The sequence below is a fragment of the Nonomuraea angiospora genome (assembly GCF_014873145.1).
Lineage (GTDB): Bacteria > Actinomycetota > Actinomycetes > Streptosporangiales > Streptosporangiaceae > Nonomuraea > Nonomuraea angiospora.
Genome location: NZ_JADBEK010000001.1, coordinates 730,068 through 746,469, shown reverse-complemented (window position 1 = coordinate 746,469; position 16,402 = coordinate 730,068). Strand labels below are relative to the sequence as shown.

At 72.5% G+C, this 16,402-nt stretch carries 19 protein-coding genes; 6 read left to right on the top strand and 13 right to left on the bottom strand.

The features are described from left to right. Positions 1-210 precede the first annotated feature (210 nt). Positions 211-1,002: a class I SAM-dependent DNA methyltransferase gene (locus H4W80_RS03320; protein ID WP_192783702.1), complete on the top strand. Its 792-nt coding sequence runs from the start codon at positions 211-213 to the stop codon at positions 1,000-1,002. Between the two features lie 189 nt (positions 1,003-1,191). Here H4W80_RS03320 and H4W80_RS03315 read toward each other — a convergent pair whose 3' ends face one another. The 3 genes from H4W80_RS03315 to H4W80_RS03305 form a co-directional block, all read right to left on the bottom strand. Continuing rightward, a complete protein-coding gene (locus H4W80_RS03315; protein WP_192783701.1) occupies positions 1,192-1,467 on the bottom strand; it encodes a hypothetical protein in 276 nt (91 codons plus the stop codon). Beyond that, positions 1,448-1,885, bottom strand: coding sequence for a DNA-binding protein (locus H4W80_RS03310; protein WP_192783700.1), 438 nt, complete (start codon positions 1,883-1,885; stop codon positions 1,448-1,450). The genes H4W80_RS03315 and H4W80_RS03310 overlap by 20 nt, the downstream gene beginning before the upstream one ends. Before the next feature lie 281 nt (positions 1,886-2,166). Next, positions 2,167-2,565 (bottom strand): VOC family protein, encoded by a 399-nt coding sequence (locus H4W80_RS03305; protein WP_192783699.1) that lies wholly within the window; start codon positions 2,563-2,565, stop codon positions 2,167-2,169. Positions 2,566-2,658: 93 nt separating this feature from the next. Between H4W80_RS03305 and H4W80_RS03300 the strand changes: the two genes are divergently transcribed. Then, entirely contained in the window at positions 2,659-3,648 is a 990-nt protein-coding gene (locus H4W80_RS03300; RefSeq protein ID WP_192783698.1) for a helix-turn-helix transcriptional regulator, read from the top strand. Positions 3,649-3,680: 32 nt separating this feature from the next. On the opposite strand, the gene H4W80_RS03295 is transcribed toward H4W80_RS03300, so the two are convergent. Then, entirely contained in the window at positions 3,681-4,022 is a 342-nt protein-coding gene (locus H4W80_RS03295; protein WP_225963215.1) for a hypothetical protein, read from the bottom strand. A 32-nt stretch (positions 4,023-4,054) separates the two neighbouring features. Here H4W80_RS03295 and H4W80_RS03290 point away from each other — a divergent pair, with 32 nt between their 5' ends. The 3 genes from H4W80_RS03290 (at position 4,055) to H4W80_RS03280 (ending at position 6,333) form a co-directional block, all read left to right on the top strand. Then, complete coding sequence (locus H4W80_RS03290; protein ID WP_192783697.1) at positions 4,055-4,312, top strand: hypothetical protein; 258 nt, start codon at positions 4,055-4,057, stop codon at positions 4,310-4,312. A gap of 249 nt (positions 4,313-4,561) precedes the next feature. Next, on the top strand, positions 4,562-5,308 hold the full coding sequence (locus H4W80_RS03285) for a phosphotransferase family protein (RefSeq protein ID WP_192783696.1): 747 nt from the start codon (positions 4,562-4,564) through the stop codon (positions 5,306-5,308). Between the two features lie 452 nt (positions 5,309-5,760). Next, positions 5,761-6,333: a dienelactone hydrolase family protein gene (locus H4W80_RS03280; protein WP_192783695.1), complete on the top strand. Its 573-nt coding sequence runs from the start codon at positions 5,761-5,763 to the stop codon at positions 6,331-6,333. Positions 6,334-6,509: 176 nt separating this feature from the next. On the opposite strand, the gene H4W80_RS03275 is transcribed toward H4W80_RS03280, so the two are convergent. Together H4W80_RS03275 and H4W80_RS03270 are read right to left on the bottom strand one after the other, a co-directional pair. Further along, a complete protein-coding gene (locus tag H4W80_RS03275; protein ID WP_192783694.1) occupies positions 6,510-7,409 on the bottom strand; it encodes a UvrB/UvrC motif-containing protein in 900 nt (299 codons plus the stop codon). Between the two features lie 168 nt (positions 7,410-7,577). Continuing rightward, positions 7,578-8,324 (bottom strand): SDR family oxidoreductase, encoded by a 747-nt coding sequence (locus H4W80_RS03270; protein WP_225963214.1) that lies wholly within the window; start codon positions 8,322-8,324, stop codon positions 7,578-7,580. 85 nt (positions 8,325-8,409) lie between these two features. On the opposite strand from H4W80_RS03270, the gene H4W80_RS03265 reads away from it, so the two are divergent. Beyond that, positions 8,410-9,162, top strand: coding sequence for a TetR/AcrR family transcriptional regulator (locus H4W80_RS03265; RefSeq protein WP_192783692.1), 753 nt, complete (start codon positions 8,410-8,412; stop codon positions 9,160-9,162). Here H4W80_RS03265 and acnA read toward each other — a convergent pair. Genes acnA through H4W80_RS03230 form a run of 7 tightly spaced genes read right to left on the bottom strand, consistent with a single transcriptional unit; the run spans position 9,110 to position 16,402 of the window. Then, positions 9,110-11,689 carry an aconitate hydratase AcnA gene (acnA, locus tag H4W80_RS03260; protein WP_378525993.1) on the bottom strand — a complete coding sequence of 860 codons (2,580 nt, stop codon included), beginning with the start codon at positions 11,687-11,689 and terminating at the stop codon, positions 9,110-9,112. The two genes, H4W80_RS03265 and acnA, sit on opposite strands and share 53 nt — an antisense overlap. Beyond that, positions 11,686-11,838 carry a putative quinol monooxygenase gene (locus H4W80_RS03255; protein ID WP_192783691.1) on the bottom strand — a complete coding sequence of 51 codons (153 nt, stop codon included), beginning with the start codon at positions 11,836-11,838 and terminating at the stop codon, positions 11,686-11,688. The genes acnA and H4W80_RS03255 overlap by 4 nt, the downstream gene beginning before the upstream one ends. After that, positions 11,826-12,881, bottom strand: a complete 1,056-nt coding sequence (locus tag H4W80_RS03250; protein WP_192783690.1) for an Ldh family oxidoreductase — start codon at positions 12,879-12,881, stop codon at positions 11,826-11,828. The genes H4W80_RS03255 and H4W80_RS03250 overlap by 13 nt, the downstream gene beginning before the upstream one ends. After that, the gene (otnC, locus tag H4W80_RS03245; protein WP_192783689.1) at positions 12,878-13,489 is read right to left on the bottom strand and encodes a 3-oxo-tetronate 4-phosphate decarboxylase; all 612 of its coding nucleotides are present in this window, start codon (positions 13,487-13,489) and stop codon (positions 12,878-12,880) included. Before otnC ends, H4W80_RS03250 begins: the two co-directional genes overlap by 4 nt. Next, positions 13,486-14,691, bottom strand: a complete 1,206-nt coding sequence (gene otnK, locus H4W80_RS03240) for a 3-oxo-tetronate kinase (RefSeq protein WP_192783688.1) — start codon at positions 14,689-14,691, stop codon at positions 13,486-13,488. Before otnK ends, otnC begins: the two co-directional genes overlap by 4 nt. Next, a complete protein-coding gene (locus H4W80_RS03235; protein WP_192783687.1) occupies positions 14,688-15,335 on the bottom strand; it encodes an aspartate/glutamate racemase family protein in 648 nt (215 codons plus the stop codon). The genes otnK and H4W80_RS03235 overlap by 4 nt, the downstream gene beginning before the upstream one ends. Then, on the bottom strand, positions 15,332-16,402 hold the full coding sequence (locus H4W80_RS03230) for an isocitrate/isopropylmalate dehydrogenase family protein (RefSeq protein ID WP_192783686.1): 1,071 nt from the start codon (positions 16,400-16,402) through the stop codon (positions 15,332-15,334). Before H4W80_RS03230 ends, H4W80_RS03235 begins: the two co-directional genes overlap by 4 nt.

The following is a 16,402-nucleotide window of genomic DNA, read 5'->3' as shown; positions in this document are numbered from 1 at the left end:
CGGTCGTCAGGAGTCGTCAGGACTCGTCAGGAGTCGTCAGGAAAGGAGGTGAGCTCCATGAGGAAGTTGCTGCGCCGGGTCACCGGCCGCCGGGTCAACCGGCAGGCATGGTTCGTCTGGTAGTCCATCTCCGTCGGCCGTGCCGGGCCGGTTGGACCCGGCACGGCCCGGCTCCCGACGCGGCGGGGCACCCGCACCCAGGAGGCACGCATGGCGCACGTGGACGAGACCCTGGCCGCCTACGAGGGCATCGCGGTCCGCTACGACGAGCTGAACGCGCGGATGGACACCTCCAGCCTGGTGGCCCGCTTCGTGGAGGCGGTCGATCGGTACGGATCGGGCGGGCGGCGGCTCCTGGACGCCGGCTGCGGAACCGGCCGCAGCAGCGTGGCCTTGCGCAAGCACGGGTTCGAGGTGACCGGCTACGACCTGTCCCCCGCGATGGTCGCGACGGCCCGCCGCCGGCCCGGGGCCGAGGAGATCCGGTTCCTGGTGGGACGGCTGCAGGAGCCCCCGCCCGGATTGACCGGCTTCGACGTGGTCGCGTGCGTGGACGTGCCGATGACGTACCTGACCGACACCGACCAGCTGCGACAGGCGCTGACGGCCGCGCGCCACCAGCTCACCGAGGACGGGGTGCTGGTCTTCGACCTGAACACCATCGGCTACTACCGCCGCATGTTCGGCGTCCCCACGGTCGCCGACCGGGGCGACCGGTACGTGGCCTGGTTCGCGGAGTCCCCGCGGATCGAGGCCAACGCGGTCGTGATCACGCAGTTCGACCTGTTCGAGCGGAACGGCGTGGGGTGGGAGCGGCTGTCGATGCGCCACGTGCAACGGCACCACTCGGAGCGGACGGTGCGGGAGGTGGCCGAGCAGGCCGGGCTGCGCGTCGTGGCCGCCCATGGGCTGGTGGGGACGTCGCCGGCACGGGACCCGGCTGACGAGGACGACCACGACCGGATCCTGTACGTCGCCCGCCGGTCGGATCCGGCCGTATGAGGGCCCATCCAGGACCCTCGCCCTCGCCCTCGCAACGACGATGACCCTCGAGACGACCGCGCCGCGTGCCGTCCTGTCCGCGGACCCGCCGGCGATACAGCCACCGACGCCGGCGACCTTCCCGAACCCAGCGCGGCCACCGGCCCGGCTTGACCCGCGCGTCGACGCTACGCGCCGCGACAAGGCTCCCTACCGGCACCGCCGTGCCCGCTGCGCCGCATCGACCAGAGCGGCGGCGACCTGGCCGCGCATGAGCGACCCGGCCATCCGCGGCAGGACCGCCCGGCGCACCGCCTCGTGCCGCGCGACCGTCTTGCCGATGAGGCCGAGACCCTCCTCAGTGGCCCCGCACTCGACCGGATGGACCTGCTCGCCCCATTCCGCGGGCCCGAATCCGGCCGCCCTCGGCCCCGGCGAGTAGGAATGACGAGGCTGGAGGCCCGCGCTACTCCAGTCCTTCGACACGGTCCGCGAGGCGTTCGTGGCGTTGCCTGGCGGCCTGCGCGGTGCCGAGCCCGAGCCCGAACGCGATCTCCTGCCAGGTCATGCCGCGCCCCCGCGCCATCTCCAGCAGGCCCGCCTCCAGCGCGTCCAGCTCCCCGCGCACCAGCGGGAGGAGACTCAACGCCGCGGTGATGTCGGCGTGATCGACCTCCGGCTCCCCGTCATCGAGCCGTGCGGCTCCGCTGAGCAGGAACGCCACGAGCCTGACGGCTTCGTGCGGACCGATGGCCGACGCATGCGTCTGCCGGCCGCGCTGCTCATCAGTGACCGCGTGCCGCTCGGCGATCCGGAACAGGGACGCGTGCACGCGTTGCGCGCGTGCCTGCTCGGGATGCGGAGGAGTGAAGGGATCGAGGTGCTGATCGGCATCTGTAGGCATGGGCTCACGATGCCGCAGCACTCGATCTATTGTCAACTTACTGTTTTAAACAGATCGTTTAAAAGCCGCAGATAGACCGCCGTACGGGCTCCGTACCGGCCTGCTCCAGGCACCGGCTCCCCGGCCGGCCGGCGTCGATCCGCAGGCACAACCGCAGACGTCCCTCCGGGGTCAGCGGTGCGTTCCGGTGCCCCTTGCTGTTGACGCTCCTGGACTTGGCGGACGCGTTCATCGGGAGCCCGAGGATCTCAGCGCTCCCGCGTGAGCGGCTGTGCGTGGCGTCAACGTGCGAACTTTTCGATGGCTGCCGGGGTGACGGGGGTGAAGAAGTTGACGAGGTTGCCGTCGGGGTCGCGGAACAGCAGCGACCGGTTACCCCAGGGCATCGTGGTGGGCTCGGTGACGAAGCCGGTGACGAAGCCGGTCAGGTTCTGGTGAACGCGGTCCACGTCGTCGACGAGGAACTCGATGATCACGCTGTGGTTGTCCGCCGGGCGGGCAGAGCCCGGGGCGAACAGCGGGACGGTGCGGGTGCCGGCGATCGCGAGGGTGGCGCCCGAGGTCTTGAGTTCGGCGAAGTCCTCGGTGGCCCACGTCGCCCGCGCCCCTGTGGCTCGCTCGTAGAACTCGACGAGGCGCGCTACGTCGCTGGTGATGATGCGGATCGAGACGAAGTTCATGGGAATCTCCTTGGCTGTGCTGGAGGCGTGCACGTCGCAGACTAGGAGAAATAGTGGACAGAATCGGTCCGGTATTCGCGTTAGGCTGCGAACATGCCTCGACCGACCGCCCGCGTGCTGACACTCCTGGAGCTGCTGCAGTCGGGCGGCACCCGGACGGTGGCCGAACTCGCCGACCGGCTCGGCGTCGAAGGGCGCACCGTGCGGCGGTACGTGGACCAGCTGATCGACCTGGACGTGCCCGTGGAATCGGTGCGCGGCCGCTACGGCGGGTACCGGCTCGCCCCCGGGTACCGCTTGCCTCCGCTCATGCTCAGCGACGACGAGGCGCTGGCCGTGCTGCTCGGCCTGGTCGCCGGCCGCCGAGCAGGGTTGACGACGACGGAGCACACGGCAAGCGAGACGGCATCGGCGAAGATCCGGCGGGTGCTGCCCAAGCACATCGCCCGCCGGCTCGACACACTCCTGGAAGCTCTCGCCTTCACGGATCAGCCCGGCGAGTTCGACACCCCGGACGCCGAGGTCCTGCTCACCATCGCCGATGCGGTGCGCCACCGCCGACCGGTCTCGATCCGCTACACCGACCGCGACGGGCGGCGCAGCGAACGCACGCTGCACGCGTACGGGATCGTCGCCCATTCCGGCCGATGGTACGTCACGGGCAAGGACGCCCAGATCGGCGAGGACCGAACCTTCAGGCTCGATCGCATCGCAGACGCGAGGCCCCTGCCCGGCTCATTCGAAGCGCCCGCGGGTCCCGGTCCGGCACAGCGTGTGTTGTCGGCGTTCGCCACGGCCGAGTACCGGCATGAAGTGACCTTGCGGATTTACGGGACGGTCGATCAGATCCGCGCCCGCCTTCCCGCCAGCGTCGCGAGCCTGGAGGAGTACGCGCCCGTGGCGGGCGAGGACCGGGCGACCGAGCGCTGGCTGCGCGTCGAGTTGCGGGTGGAGCGGCTCGACTGGTTGCCTCCGGTACTCGCCTCACTCGACCGTCCGTTCGTCATCGAGCGCCCCGATGAACTGCGCAACCTCGTCACCGCGCTCGCCCAACGCCTCGCCTCCTACGCCCGCCAAGCCTGACAGCGAGGAACCCAGGTCATGAGATGGCACAGCTAGCCGGCAATTGACGGCGGTGCCTCGACGACGAAGCACAGGAAACTGAGTTTGTTCACGCAGTCATCGAAGTCGTCGGGGAACAGCTCACGGGCGGCCGGGTCGGGCTGCGGCTCGCCGATGACGGCGAGGCGGAAGCCGGCGGTGGTGAAGGCATCGGTCATCGCGTGCAACGGCCTGCGCCAGAAGGTCATCGGGAAGGACTCTCCGTTGAACGTCCCTTCGTCGGTACAGCTGGTGGTCGCCAAATAGTTGGGCCGCGGATCCTGAATCAGGTAGTCCACGAAAGGGTGCTGCACCGACGCGATCAGCCGGCCGCCGGGCCTGAGCACTCGCCGCATCTCGGCCCTCAGTCCTCGACTACTACGCCGCATTGAAGATCGCTCAGAGCCGCGGCTGCACCGTCGGGCTGATCGAGGTGCCAGAGGTGCTTCGACTCCTCGAGAAGGAGGCGTCACATTACAGCGGGTCCGCGCGGTCGCTCCAGCCAAGGGCTTGGACAGACGACGAGGATCCGGAGTTCGAGGGGCTGGCATACGTGCCGTACCACGTCTATAAAAAATCGGCCGGGACGTGGAGGACCTTCACGAGGCTCTCCGGGCACGCACCGTCGGTGATGGGTTTCCGTTGATTCCGGGAGTCACGGAAGGTCCCCGCGGGGAGCAGTGGGACTACGACGATGATCAGGAAGTCCGCCGCAGACTTCCACGGATCGCGCGTTACCGTGGGCTTCAGGACTCCTGACACAAGTGGTGGGCTTGACCTGGCCAGAGGTCGGTGCCGGGCACGAGGCCGCCGAACAGCGGGACGCGGTCAGCCGCGTAATCGCACGCGATAAACCTGACGACATCGGCGATCATCCCCGGGATACTGGTCGCCCATGGATGAGGTCAAAGTCGTCGTCGCCCATTCCGAGCGCGCGACTCTGCGCGTCGGTGACGTGTTCTTGAAGGTGGACGCCGATCAGGCGCGCATCGACGTCGAGGTCGAGGCGATGTCCCTCGCGCCGGTCCCGACCCCGGAGGTCCTGTGGCGCAAGCCGCCCGTGCTCGCGATCGCCGCGCTCCCGGGGACGACGCTTGGGCGCCTCGGCGGGCCGTCGACCGGGTCACCGGCGGCGTGGGCCGCGGCGGGCGCCGCCATCCGGAAGCTGCACGAAGCGCCCCTGCCGCGCCTGCCGCGCCGGGCCGGCCGGAGCATCGTCGCGCTGGCGGCGGAACTCGACGACGAGTGCGAGTCGCTCGTGACGAACGGTGTCCTGCCCGCTGACCTGGTCACCCGCAACCGCCAGGTCGCCGAGGCCGCGCTCCGGCCGTGGACTCCGGCGTTCACACACGGCGACCTGCAGATCGCGCACGTCTTCGTCGACGGCGACGAGGTCACCGGCATCATCGACTGGTCCGAGGCGGGCCAGGGTGATGCCCTGTACGACCTCGCCACCTTCACGCTCGGACACGAGGAGCACCTCGACGACGTCATCGCCGGCTATGGCACCGACATCGACCTCGACGTGATCCACGCGTGGTGGTCGTTGCGAAGCCTGCTGGCGGTTCGCTGGCTGATCGAGCACGGCTTCGACCCCTTCGCGCCGGGCTGTGAGGTCGATGTGCTGAGATCCCGGATGTGAGGCATGCGGTGCGCGGTCGTCGCCGGCAGATGACGGCGCAGCCAAGGGTGACGAACGCGTGGTGGATGTCGTCGGGGATCTCCCAGCGGATACGCAGGCGGCGGAACCAGTGCAGCAGCGCGATCGCTCCTCCCCCGACCCGGCGGTACACGCCCCGGCCGGAGCCGTGACCGGTGCCACGCCGGGCGAGGTGCGGGGTGATCTGGAACCGGCGGACCTTGTCCCGGTAGACCTCGTGGTCATGGCCGCGGTCGGCGTACAGGTGCTCGGGGCGGCGCAGTGGCCGGCCGCGCTTACCGCGGATCGGTGGGGCGGCCTGGATCAGCGGGATCGGTTGGGTGACGTCGTTGCGGTCGCCGCCGGTGGTGATTGCCGCGAGCGGGATGCCGTGGGCTTCGACGATCGGCTCCCGGCGCGCCGGCACGACCCCGAGCGGTGGCTAAGCTGCGCGCATGGCGCGAATTCTCCTCTTGCACTCGATGTACGGCCTGCGGCCCGCCGTCCACCAGGCCGCTGACCGATTCCGGACGGCCGGCCACGAGGTGCACGTTCCCGATCTGTACGACGGCCGGGTCGTCGACACGCCCGAGGAGGGGACCGCGATCAAGGAGGAGATCGGACGCGATGAGCTGCTGAAGCGGGCCGTGACCGCGGCCGCGCCGCTGTCCGCCGACGGCCTGGTGTACGCGGGCTTCTCACTCGGCGCGGCGATCGCGCAGAACCTCGCCCTGGGTGACGAGCGGTCTCGAGGGCTGCTGCTGATGCACGGCACCTCCGACATGGCCGATGGCGTCTCGGCCGACGACCTGCCGGTCCAGCTTCACGTGGCCGATCCCGACACCTACGAGCCCGCCGACTGGTTGAACGCCTGGTACATCCGGATGCGCCGGGCGCGGGCCGACGTGGAGGTCTTCCGCTATCCGGGCGCCGGCCACCTGTTCACCGACCCTGACCTGCCCGACTACAACGCGCAGGCCGCCGAGCGCGCCTGGGCCGCCGCGCTGGACTTCGTCGCCGACCTGTAACCGGCGGGCGCTGGTTTCGGAAGCGGCATCATTTGACCAGGACCGCGCCTTTACATTGTAGATTTTATGGCTGACTGTTGTGATCCGGGACCATCGGGGCGGAACGTCGAGAGTCTGGCCTGGTGCGATCGGGTCAAGCGGGGCGAAGGCCTGGTCGCGGTCCGGCCCGGACTCGGTCAGCCGCGGATGAGCGCCGCCGCCAGCTCGGCGTTGCGCCGGGCGAACTCGGCCCATTCAGGCGGCGCGCCGGCGCTCCCCCGGGCGGCGGCCGGCCGGCCGCACGCGCGCTGGTCCCACCCGACCAGGCGCCCGCCGCGGATGGCGAACGTGACGGCGAGGCCGTCCGCCCACCCGCACAGGTCCTGGTCACCGCCGCCTTCGACGGTGACGCGCTGCACGCTCGTCACCCAGGCGAACGCGGCCAGCTCATCCTGGATCCGGGCGGCGAGTTCGAAGTTGAGCGCGGCCGCCGCACGATCGCGCGCCGCGGTCAGCTCTTCCCGCACGGCCTCGGCGCCCGTCCCGTCGAGCGCGGCGATGACGGCCGCGGCCAGCCGTTCCCTGGACTGCGGGCCGAGGCCGCGCCTGGCCGCGATGTCGCGTTCGGCGCCGGTGAGCCGCTCACGCGTGTACGACAGCGGGAACGCCCGGAGCAGCCCCGAGATCGCCTGCCGTGCTCGCCCTCCGCCGAGGTAGGGGCCGAAGCCGGCGACCCCGTCGAACCGCGCGACGTGGCTCGTCCGCACCCCGGCGGTGCGCGGACGCGGGTCGACCACGATGTAGATCGACGTCTCCACGCCCTGCGTGCGGTTCCAGGGGGGCAGGCCGGCTTCCAGGAGGTTGCGTTCGAGCCATGCGGCCTCGTGCACCGAGTCGCACGCCACCGCCTCGACCCGGGCGATCCGGGCGACCATCTCCGTCAGGTGCAGGCGATCGCGCAGGTCACCCCAGTACGACCGCACCCGGCTGCGGAGGTCGGTGGCGCGCCCCAGATAGAGGATCTGACCGCGCCGGTCCCGGAACCGGTAGACGCCGGGCTCATGAGGCAGCCGCGCGGCCGATGATCTGGCGGACACCCGGACGAGTCAAACACGCGCCGCCCGCGGGCGGCAAGCGCTCAGGCGACGCGCCGGGATTGGTGACTTCGGCGGGCAGCCGGCCGGTCATCGGGCCCCTCCGGGCGGGGAGCGGCATGGCGGTCATGCGGGCAGGCAGGCCGCCGGCACGAAACCCATCGCCGCGGGTCACATGGTCGTCCCGCCCGAGACGTCCAGGCGGTGTCCGGTCATATAACGGCTGTCGTCGCCGGCCAGGAAGGCCACCGTGTCGGCGACGTCCTGCGGCGTGCCCAGCCGGCCCAGCGGTGACTGCGACGACAGCCAGGCCAGGGCCTCGCCGACCAGGCGTCCCTCGTGCATGTCGGTGTCGATGACGCCGGGCGCCACGGTGTTGACCGTGATGCCGCGCGGCCCGAGCTGCTTGGCCAGCGCGGTGGTCAGCACGTCGAGCGCGGCCTTGGACATGGCGTAGCCGATCGCCCGCGGCATGGCCGCGCCCCGGGTCAGCATCGTGCCGATGGTGATGATCCGGCCGCCGTCCCGCAGCCGCGGCAGGGCGAGCCGGGTGATGAAGAACGGCGCGGTCGTGTTGACCGCGAACAGCCGCTCGAAGCCCTCCCTGGTCACGCCGTCGATCTCGCCCTGGTCGCCGAGGATGCCCGCGTTGTTGACCAGGATGTCCAGGCCGTCGGCGTGGGCGTCGAAGCCGGCCCACAGCGCTTCGGCGTCCCCCGGCACGCCCAGCTCGGCCCGTACGGCGAACGCCTGCCCGCCGGCCGCTTCGATGGCCGCGACCGTCTCCTTGGCGGCCGCCTCGTTGCTGCCGTAGTGGACGGCGACCCGGGCGCCCTCGCGGGCCAGCCGGGTGGCGACGGCCCGGCCGATCCCCCTGCTGGCGCCGGTCACGAGCGCCGTCTTACCCGTCAAGGTCATTGCTGATCCCCTCATTTTGCGTACCTCGTACTCGAAATCGGACCCTAGCTATTCGAGTACTGTGTACGCAAGTCAGGGAGAGGCCATGTCCGACGAGGAACTCATCAGCATCTGGATGCGGCCCGAGCGCCTGGAGCGTTCGGGGCCCGGGCGGCGGCCCGGCTACAGCCGCGAGCAGATCACCCGGGCGGCCGTCCGGATCGCCGACGCCGAGGGGGTGGAGGCCGCGACCATGCGCCGCATCGGGGGCGAGCTGGGCACCGGCGCCATGTCGCTCTACCGCTACGTGCCGAAACGCGATGACCTGTTCGACCTCATGATCGACCTGGCGATGGGCGAGCTCGATCTGCCCGCCGAGCCGTCCGGCGACTGGCGCCACGACCTCAGCCTGGTCGCCTGCGAGACCCGGGCCGCCGGCCTGCGCCATCCCTGGCTGACCCCGCTGCTCGGCGGCCGGCCGACCCTGGGCCCGCAGCTGCTGCGGGTGCACGAGTTCGCCCTGGGCGCACTCGACGGGCTCGGCCTCGGCATTGACGAGATGACCGGCTTCGTCAGCATGGTCGACGACTACGTCCACAGCGCGATCCGCCGCGAGATCGGCTGGCTGGAGGAGGCCCGCCGCACCGGCCTGGACCCGGAGCGCTGGAAGCGCTACTACATCGGGCCGTACGTGCGGCAGATCGTCGAGTCGGGCGCCTATCCCCTGTTCAGCCGGTCCCTCCAGGAATCCGGGACCGCGCACCTCTCCCCCGCCGAGCGTTTCCGGCATGGGCTGGATCGGGTGCTCAACGGGATCGGCGCGCAGCTGCCAGCAGGCCGCGCAGGACATACGGCATGATTCCGCCGTGCCGGTAGTAGTCGGCCTCGCGCGGCGTGTCGAGGCGGAGGCGGGCCTGGAACGTGACGTCGCCGGCGGTGACGGTCAGGGTGGGCGGGAGCCGCGGCCCGTCGAGCGCGGTGAGGCCGGTGACGCCGATGACCTCGCGGCCGGTGAGGCCGAGCTCGTCCGGGCCCTGACCGGGCAGGAACTGCAGCGGCAGGACGCCCATGCCGACCAGGTTGGAGCGGTGGATGCGTTCGAACGACTTGGCGATGACGGCCCGCACGCCGAGCAGCGCGGGGCCCTTGGCGGCCCAGTCGCGGGAGGAGCCCGCGCCGTAACCCTCCCCGGCCAGCACCACGACCGGTACGGCGGCCTCCTGGTAGGCGCGGGCGGCCTCGTACACGGTGGTGATCGCGCCGCCGTCCAGGAAGCCGGCGGTGAGGCCGCCTTCGGTGCCGGGGGCGAGCTGGTTGCGCAGGCGCACGTTGGCGAAGGCGCCGCGCATCATGACCTCGTGGTTGCCGCGGCGGGAGGCGTAGGTGTTGAGCTGGTGGCGTGGCACGCCGAGACCGGCCAGGTAGCGCCCGGCGGGGCTGGACGGGAGGATGGCCCCGGCCGGTGAGATGTGGTCGGTCGTGATGAAGTCGCCCAGCTTGACCAGGACGCGGGCGCCGGTGAGGTCGGTGACGGGCGGCGGCTCGGGCGACATGCCGTCGAGGTAGGGGGCGCGGCGCACGTACGTGGAGGCGGGGTCCCAGGGGTAGGTGGCGGAGCTGGAGACGTCCAGGCGCTGCCAGCGTTCGTCGCCGTCGAGGACGTCGGCGTAGGCGCGGGCGAACATCTCCGGCCTGATCACCCGCTCGATGACCGCGCGCACCTCCTCCGGGGCGGGCCACAGGTCACGCAGGTAGACGGGTTCGCCGCCGGGATCGGTGCCGAGAGGCTCGGTGGTGAGGTCGAGGTCCATGGTGCCGGCGATGGCGTAGGCGACGACGAGCGGCGGCGAGGCGAGGTAGTTGGAGCGCACCTCGGGCTGGATGCGGCCCTCGAAGTTGCGGTTGCCCGACAGGACCGCGGCCACGTCGAGGTCGTGCTCGGCCACGGCCTTCGACACCTCCTCGACGAGCGGGCCGGAGGCCCCGATGCAGGTCATGCAGCCGAACCCGGCCAGCGTGAAGCCGAGCCGTTCCAGGTAGGGGGTCAGGCCCGCTTCGCCGTAGTAGTCCATGACGACGCGCGAGCCGGGCGACAGGGTGGTCTTCACCCACGGCTTGGCGCTCAGCCCGCGCTCGACGGCCTTCTTGGCGAGCAGCCCCGCGGCGACCATGACCGACGGATTGGAGGTGTTGGTGCAGGAGGTGATGGCGGCGATGGCGACGGTCCCGTGCGTGATCTCCCGCTCCGCCGCGACGGGGGGCCGCTCCTGCGCGCGGAAGGCGTCCTTCACCCCCTCCAGGGGAATGCGGTCCTGGGGGCGGCGCGGGCCGGCGACGGACGGGACGACGGTGGCCAGGTCGAGGTCCAGGTCGGCGGTGTACGCGGGCGGCGCGTCCGGCTCGTGCCACAGGCCCTGCGCCCTGGCGTACGCCTCGACCAGGTCGGCGTGGTCGCCGGCGCGGCCGGTGAAGCGCAGGTAGCGGATCGTCTCGGCGTCGACGGGGAACAGCGCGGCCGTGGAGCCGAACTCCGGGCTCATGTTGGAGATCGTCACCCGGTCGGTCACCGGCAGCGCGGTGACCCCCGGCCCGTGGAACTCGACGATCTTGCCGACCACCCCGTGGTCGCGCAGCAGCTCGGTGAGGGTCAGCACGAGGTCGGTCGCGGTGGCGGCGACGGGCAGCTCGCCGTGCAGCCGCACGCCCACCACGTCGGGCACGAGGATGGACACCGACTGGCCCAGCATGGCCGCCTCGGCCTCGATGCCGCCGATGCCCCAGCCGAGCGTGCCGAGCCCGTTGACCATGGTGGTGTGCGAGTCGGTGCCCAGGCACAGGTCCGGGTACGCCTCCTCGCCGCGGGTCATGACCACCCGGGCGAGGTGTTCCACGTTGATCTGGTGCATGATGCCCTTGCCCGGCGGCACCACCGTGAAGCCCCGCAGCGACGCCTGGCCCCAGCGCAGGAAGCGGTAGCGCTCGGCGTTGCGCTCGTACTCGCGGTCGGCGTTGCGGGCCAGGGCGTCGGGGCGGCCGAAGACGTCGGCGATGATGGAGTGGTCGACGACCAGCTCCGCGGGGATGGCCGGGTTGACCGAGGCGGGGTCGCCGCCGAGCGCCGCCATGGCGTCCCGCATGGAGGCCAGGTCGGCCAGCACGGGCACGCCGTTGGTGTCGTGCAGGAACACCCGGGCGGGGTGCAGGTCCACGGCGGCGGTCCGGGCGGCGTCCGGCCGCCACCCGGTCAGTGCCCGCACCTGCTCGGCGGGTGCGGCGTGCCGGAGCAGGTTCTCCAGCATGACGCGCAGGCTGTACGGCAAGCGCGCGGGCGCGTCGGCGGTGTGGATGCGGTAACGGCGAGATCCCACCGTGAGGAAGTCGGTCACGTGGCCTGCCCTTGGAGCGAGACGGGATGGCAGAAGGAGCGGAGGCAGCCGGGCTCGCCGCGGGTGGCGCGGGCGTTGGCCCGGATGCCGTCGAGGAAGGTCTCCAGGCGGCCGGGCCGCACCTGGAGCCGGACGATCACGACGAGCATGCGTCCATCCAGGCGGGTCGCGGGACGGCGCACGCCTCGGCGAGCCGGCGCAGGCCCCGCAGGGTCCTGCCGGGCAGGCGCACTCCGGCCAGGGCGGACGCGGCGGCGTTGCGGTCCTCGATCTCGCCCGGATAGAAGATCTCGTCGAAGCCGGGCGCGAGCGGCACGGCCTTGGTGCGGTCGATGAGGTCGTCGAGGCGGCGCGCGTAGTCGTCGGGGTCGGCCACGGCGTCCAGGCGCAGCGCGAGCAGCAGGTGGCCGCAGCCGCTGCGGCGGTCGGGCACGTAGGGGCCGGCCACGTCGGTGGCGTAGGAGCTGCCGGTCAGCACGCCCGACAGCACGTCCATCATGAACGAGATGCCGTACCCCTTGTGCCCGGCCATGGGCAGGATGAGCCCGTCGACGGCCAGGGCGGGGTCGGTGGTGGGGACGCCGTCCGCCGTCTGGGCCCAGCCCTCGGGGATGGCGTGCCCGCGTTCCAGGGCGGCGTAGATCTTGCCCCGGGCGACGACGGTGTTCGCGATGTCGAGCACGACCGGGCCGCGCCGGCCGCCGGGCACCGCGATGGACCACGGGTTGGCGCCCACGCTCTTCTCCCGGCCGCCCCACGGGGCCATGGCGGGGCTGCCGTTGGTGGTCAGCAGGGCGACGCAGCCCTCGGCGGCGATCATGCGGGTGAAGTACGCGGCGGTGCCGAAGTGGTTGCTGTCGCGCACCGCGACCACGCCCACGCCGTGCTCGCCGGCGCGGCGTACGGCGTCGCGGGCCGCGTACGCGGTGACGACCTGGCCGATGCCGTCGCGGCCGTCGAGGACGGCGACGGCGCCGCCGTCGAGCACGGTGGCCACGTCGGTCACCGCGCGCATGGCGCCGGAGCGCAGGCGGTCGGCGTACCACTCCAGGCGAAGCATGCCGTGCGAGGGGTGCCCCCACGCGTCGGCCGTGACCAGGCTGTCGGCGACCAGCCGCGCGTCCGGTTCGGGGACGCCGAACGAGGTCAGGACCTCGATCCCGAAGGAGATCAGCTGGGCGGCGGGGATCACGACAGGCTCCTGATCTGGTCGGGGGTGAGCGGCCGGACGGGACGGTCACGCAGCAGCAGCCACAGCCGCGCCGTCTCCTCCAGCTCCTCGACGACGTCCGCGGCGCAGGCGAGGTCGGCGCCGGCGGCGATGGGCCCGTGGTTGGCCAGCAGCAGCGCGTGCGCGGTGCGGGCGGCCCGTTCGGCGATCGGCCCCAGCGCCGGGTCTCCGGGCGCGTGGTAGGGCAGCAGCGGCAGCCGCCCGACGCGCATGACGTAGTAGGCGGTCAGCGGCGGCAGCACGTCGTCCGGGTCGAGGCCGTCGTGGCAGGACACGGCGACGGAGTGGGTGCTGTGCAGGTGGACGACCGCGCCGGCGTCCGGGCGGGCGCGGTAGAAGGCGGCGTGCAGGAAGGCCTCCTTCGACGGGCGCGGCCCGTCCAGGTGCTCGCCCGCCAGGCTGACCAGCGACAGCCGATCGGGTGCGACGTCGCCGAGGGAGCCGCCGGTGGGGGTGATGAGGAAGGCGTCGCCGGTGCGGGCGCTGAGGTTGCCGGTGCGGCCGTGCGTCAGCCGCCGGTGGTACAGGGACGCGCCCAGCTCGGCGATCTGTGAGGAAATGTCGGTCATGGTGTTTCCAGAGCGGTGACGAGCAGGTCGGGACGGCCGAAGTTGCCGGACTTGAGCAGCAGGGCCAGGCTCGGGTGGCCGGTGGTGAGCAGCCAGGGGACTCCCCGGTCGGCCTCGGCGCCCACGACCGCGCCGGTCACGCCGAGCGCGTTGACCACGGCGCCGGAGGTCTCGCCGCCGGCGACGACGATGCGCCGGGCGCCGAGCCCGGCGGCGCGGACGGCGACGGCCGCCAGCGCCCGTTCCAGCGGGCCGGCCGCGCCGGGCGAGCGCTCCTCCGGGGGCGCGGAGGAGTAGACCAGGGCGCGGCCCTCCGCCGCGAGGTTGGCCTTCAGCCAGCCGAGCGCCTCCTCGACCGGCCCGTCCTGCTCGGCGCGCAGCCGGTAGGAGGGCATACGCCGGCGGGCCAGGGCCACCTGCTCCAGCGTGGCGGCCGAGCAGCTGCCCGCGAGCACGACCCCCGGTCCCGTGGGGAGGGCGGGCACGGCCTGTTCGTGCCGGGCGGTCTCCAAGGCTCCGGCCAGCCCGGCCGCGCCCGTGACGACGGGCAGGTGCGCGGTGGCGCGGGCGATGACGTCGAGGTCGCGGTCGTCGAGGGCGTCGGTGACCGCGTACCGGACGTCCTGGGCCCCCAGCGCGTCGAGCGCCGCGCGCACCGCGCCGGCTCCGCGCCGGACGGTCTCGTGCGCGACCAGCGCGACGCGGTGCGGGGTCTGCCGTCCCAGGACGCGGACCAGGTCGGGGTCGGTCATCGGGGTCAGCGGGTGGTGGCGCATCGACGACTCCGACAGCAGCCGGTCGCCGACGAACAGGTGCCCCTGGTAGACGGTGCGGCCGTGCTCGGGAGCGGCCGGGCACACCACGGTCAGGCGGGCCCCGGCCGCCTCGGTCAGCGCGTCGGCGACCGGGCCGATGTTGCCCTGGTCGGTGGAGTCGAAGGTGGAGCAGTACTTGACGTACAGGCGCCGGACCCCTCGCTCGCCCAGCCACCGCTGAACGGCGAGCGACGCGGCGACCGCCTCCCCGGCCGGGATCGAGCGGGTCTTGAGCGCGACGACGACGGCGTCGCTGTCCGGGAGCGCGGTCGCGGGCCCGGGGACGCCGAAGATCAGCACCGTACGCAGGCCCGACCGGCGCAACGCGGCGGCGACGTCGGTGCCGCCGGTGTAGTCGTCGGCCACGCAGCCCAGCAGCGGGCTCATGCCAGCGCCTCGCGCAACGCCCGGGCCGCCGCCAGCGGCGGGCTCAGCACCGGCAGGCCGAGCCGGTCGGCCAGCTCGGCGCGTACGGGGCTGATCGAGTACTGCCCGAGCAGGACCAGCTCGACGCCGTCGAGGCCAGGCGCGGCGGCCCGCGCGAGCGCGTCGGTCAGGTCCGGCCAGTCGCCGGCGCCGGCCGCGGCCGCGGCTCCCGGCGCCGCGATCGCGCGCACCTCGACGCCGCCCGCCACCTCCTTGAGCCGCCGGGCCGAGTCCGCCGCCGCGGAGGCGAGCGAGCCGAGCACGAGCACGGTGCCGGGCCGCCGCCGGGTGACCTCGGCGAACATGGCCTCGTCCGAGCCCGTCACTGGCACCTCGTGCGAGCGCCGGGCGAGCGCGGCGGTCGGCCCGTACATCGAGCAGGACAGCAGCACCGCGTCGGCGCCCCCGCGGACCGCGTAGTCGATGAGGGCGAGCATGCGGCGCGTCAGCGCGGGCGTCATGCCGCCGGCCGCGTCGGCCTCGGTGACAAGCCGGTCGTCCAGGAGGTGCCAGGCCCTGGCCTCGGGAAACCCTTCGCCGAGCGCGTCGGCGGCGGGCCGCATGGAGGCGGGGGTGGCGTTGACGACCGCGATCGTCGGGTTCATCGCTTCACACCGGCGGCGACGGCCTCGGCGAACGCTCTGGTGCCCGCCGTGCCGCCCATGTCACGGGTACGGGTGCCGCCCCGGACCGTGTCGGCGACCGCCGTCTCGATCAGGACGGCGGCCCGGACCAGGGCGGGGTCCTGGTGGCGGGCGCCGAGCCAGTCGAGCAGCATGGCGCTGGACAGGATCATCGCGATGGGGTTGGCGACGTCCTGGCCGGCGATGTCGGGGGCGGAGCCGTGCGCGGCCTGGGCCATGGCGCGCTCGTGGGAGGCGTTGATGGACGGGGCGATGCCGAGCGATCCGGCGATCTCGCCGGCCAGGTCGGACAGGATGTCGCCGAACATGTTCTCGGTGACGATGACGTCGAAGTCGTTCGCCCGCCGCACCAGGTGCACGGTCATCGCGTCGATGTGGAAGTCGTCCACGGCCACGTCCGGATAGCGGGCGGCGACCTCGCGGCAGACGTCGCGAAACATCCCGGTGGTCAGCTTCAGCACGTTGGCCTTGTGGACGATGGTGAGCCTGCCGCGCCTGCGGGAGGCGAGCTCGAACGCCTCGACGGCGATCCGCTCGACGGCGGGCCGGGTGATGATGCCCATGGCGATGGCCACGTCGGGGGTGGGCATGAACTCGCCGCTGCCCCTGTAGGTGCTGCGGTCGGCGTAGAAGCCCTGCGTGTTCTCCCGGACGATGACCAGGTCGGTGCCGGGGACGACGGCGTCGGCACCGTCGAAGGACTTGGCCGGGCGGATGTTGGCGAACAGGTCGAAGCGCTTGCGGATGGTGCCGCTGGGGTTGAGCCTGGAGCGGTGCGGCTCGGGGTAGGCGGCGCTGTCGTGCGGGCCGAGCAGCCAGGCGTCCAGCTCGGCGAGGGCGGCGAGCGTCGTCTCCGGTACGGCGTCGCCGTGGGTGTCGATGGCGGCGGCGCCGAGCGGCAGCTCGACCCACTCGACGGGGGCGGCGCCGGCGGCGGCCAGCGCGGCGTCCACGACCAGGACGGACGCGGGGACGATCTCGGGGCCGATGCCGTCGCCTTCGAGTACGCCAAGACGGTAGGAAGTCAC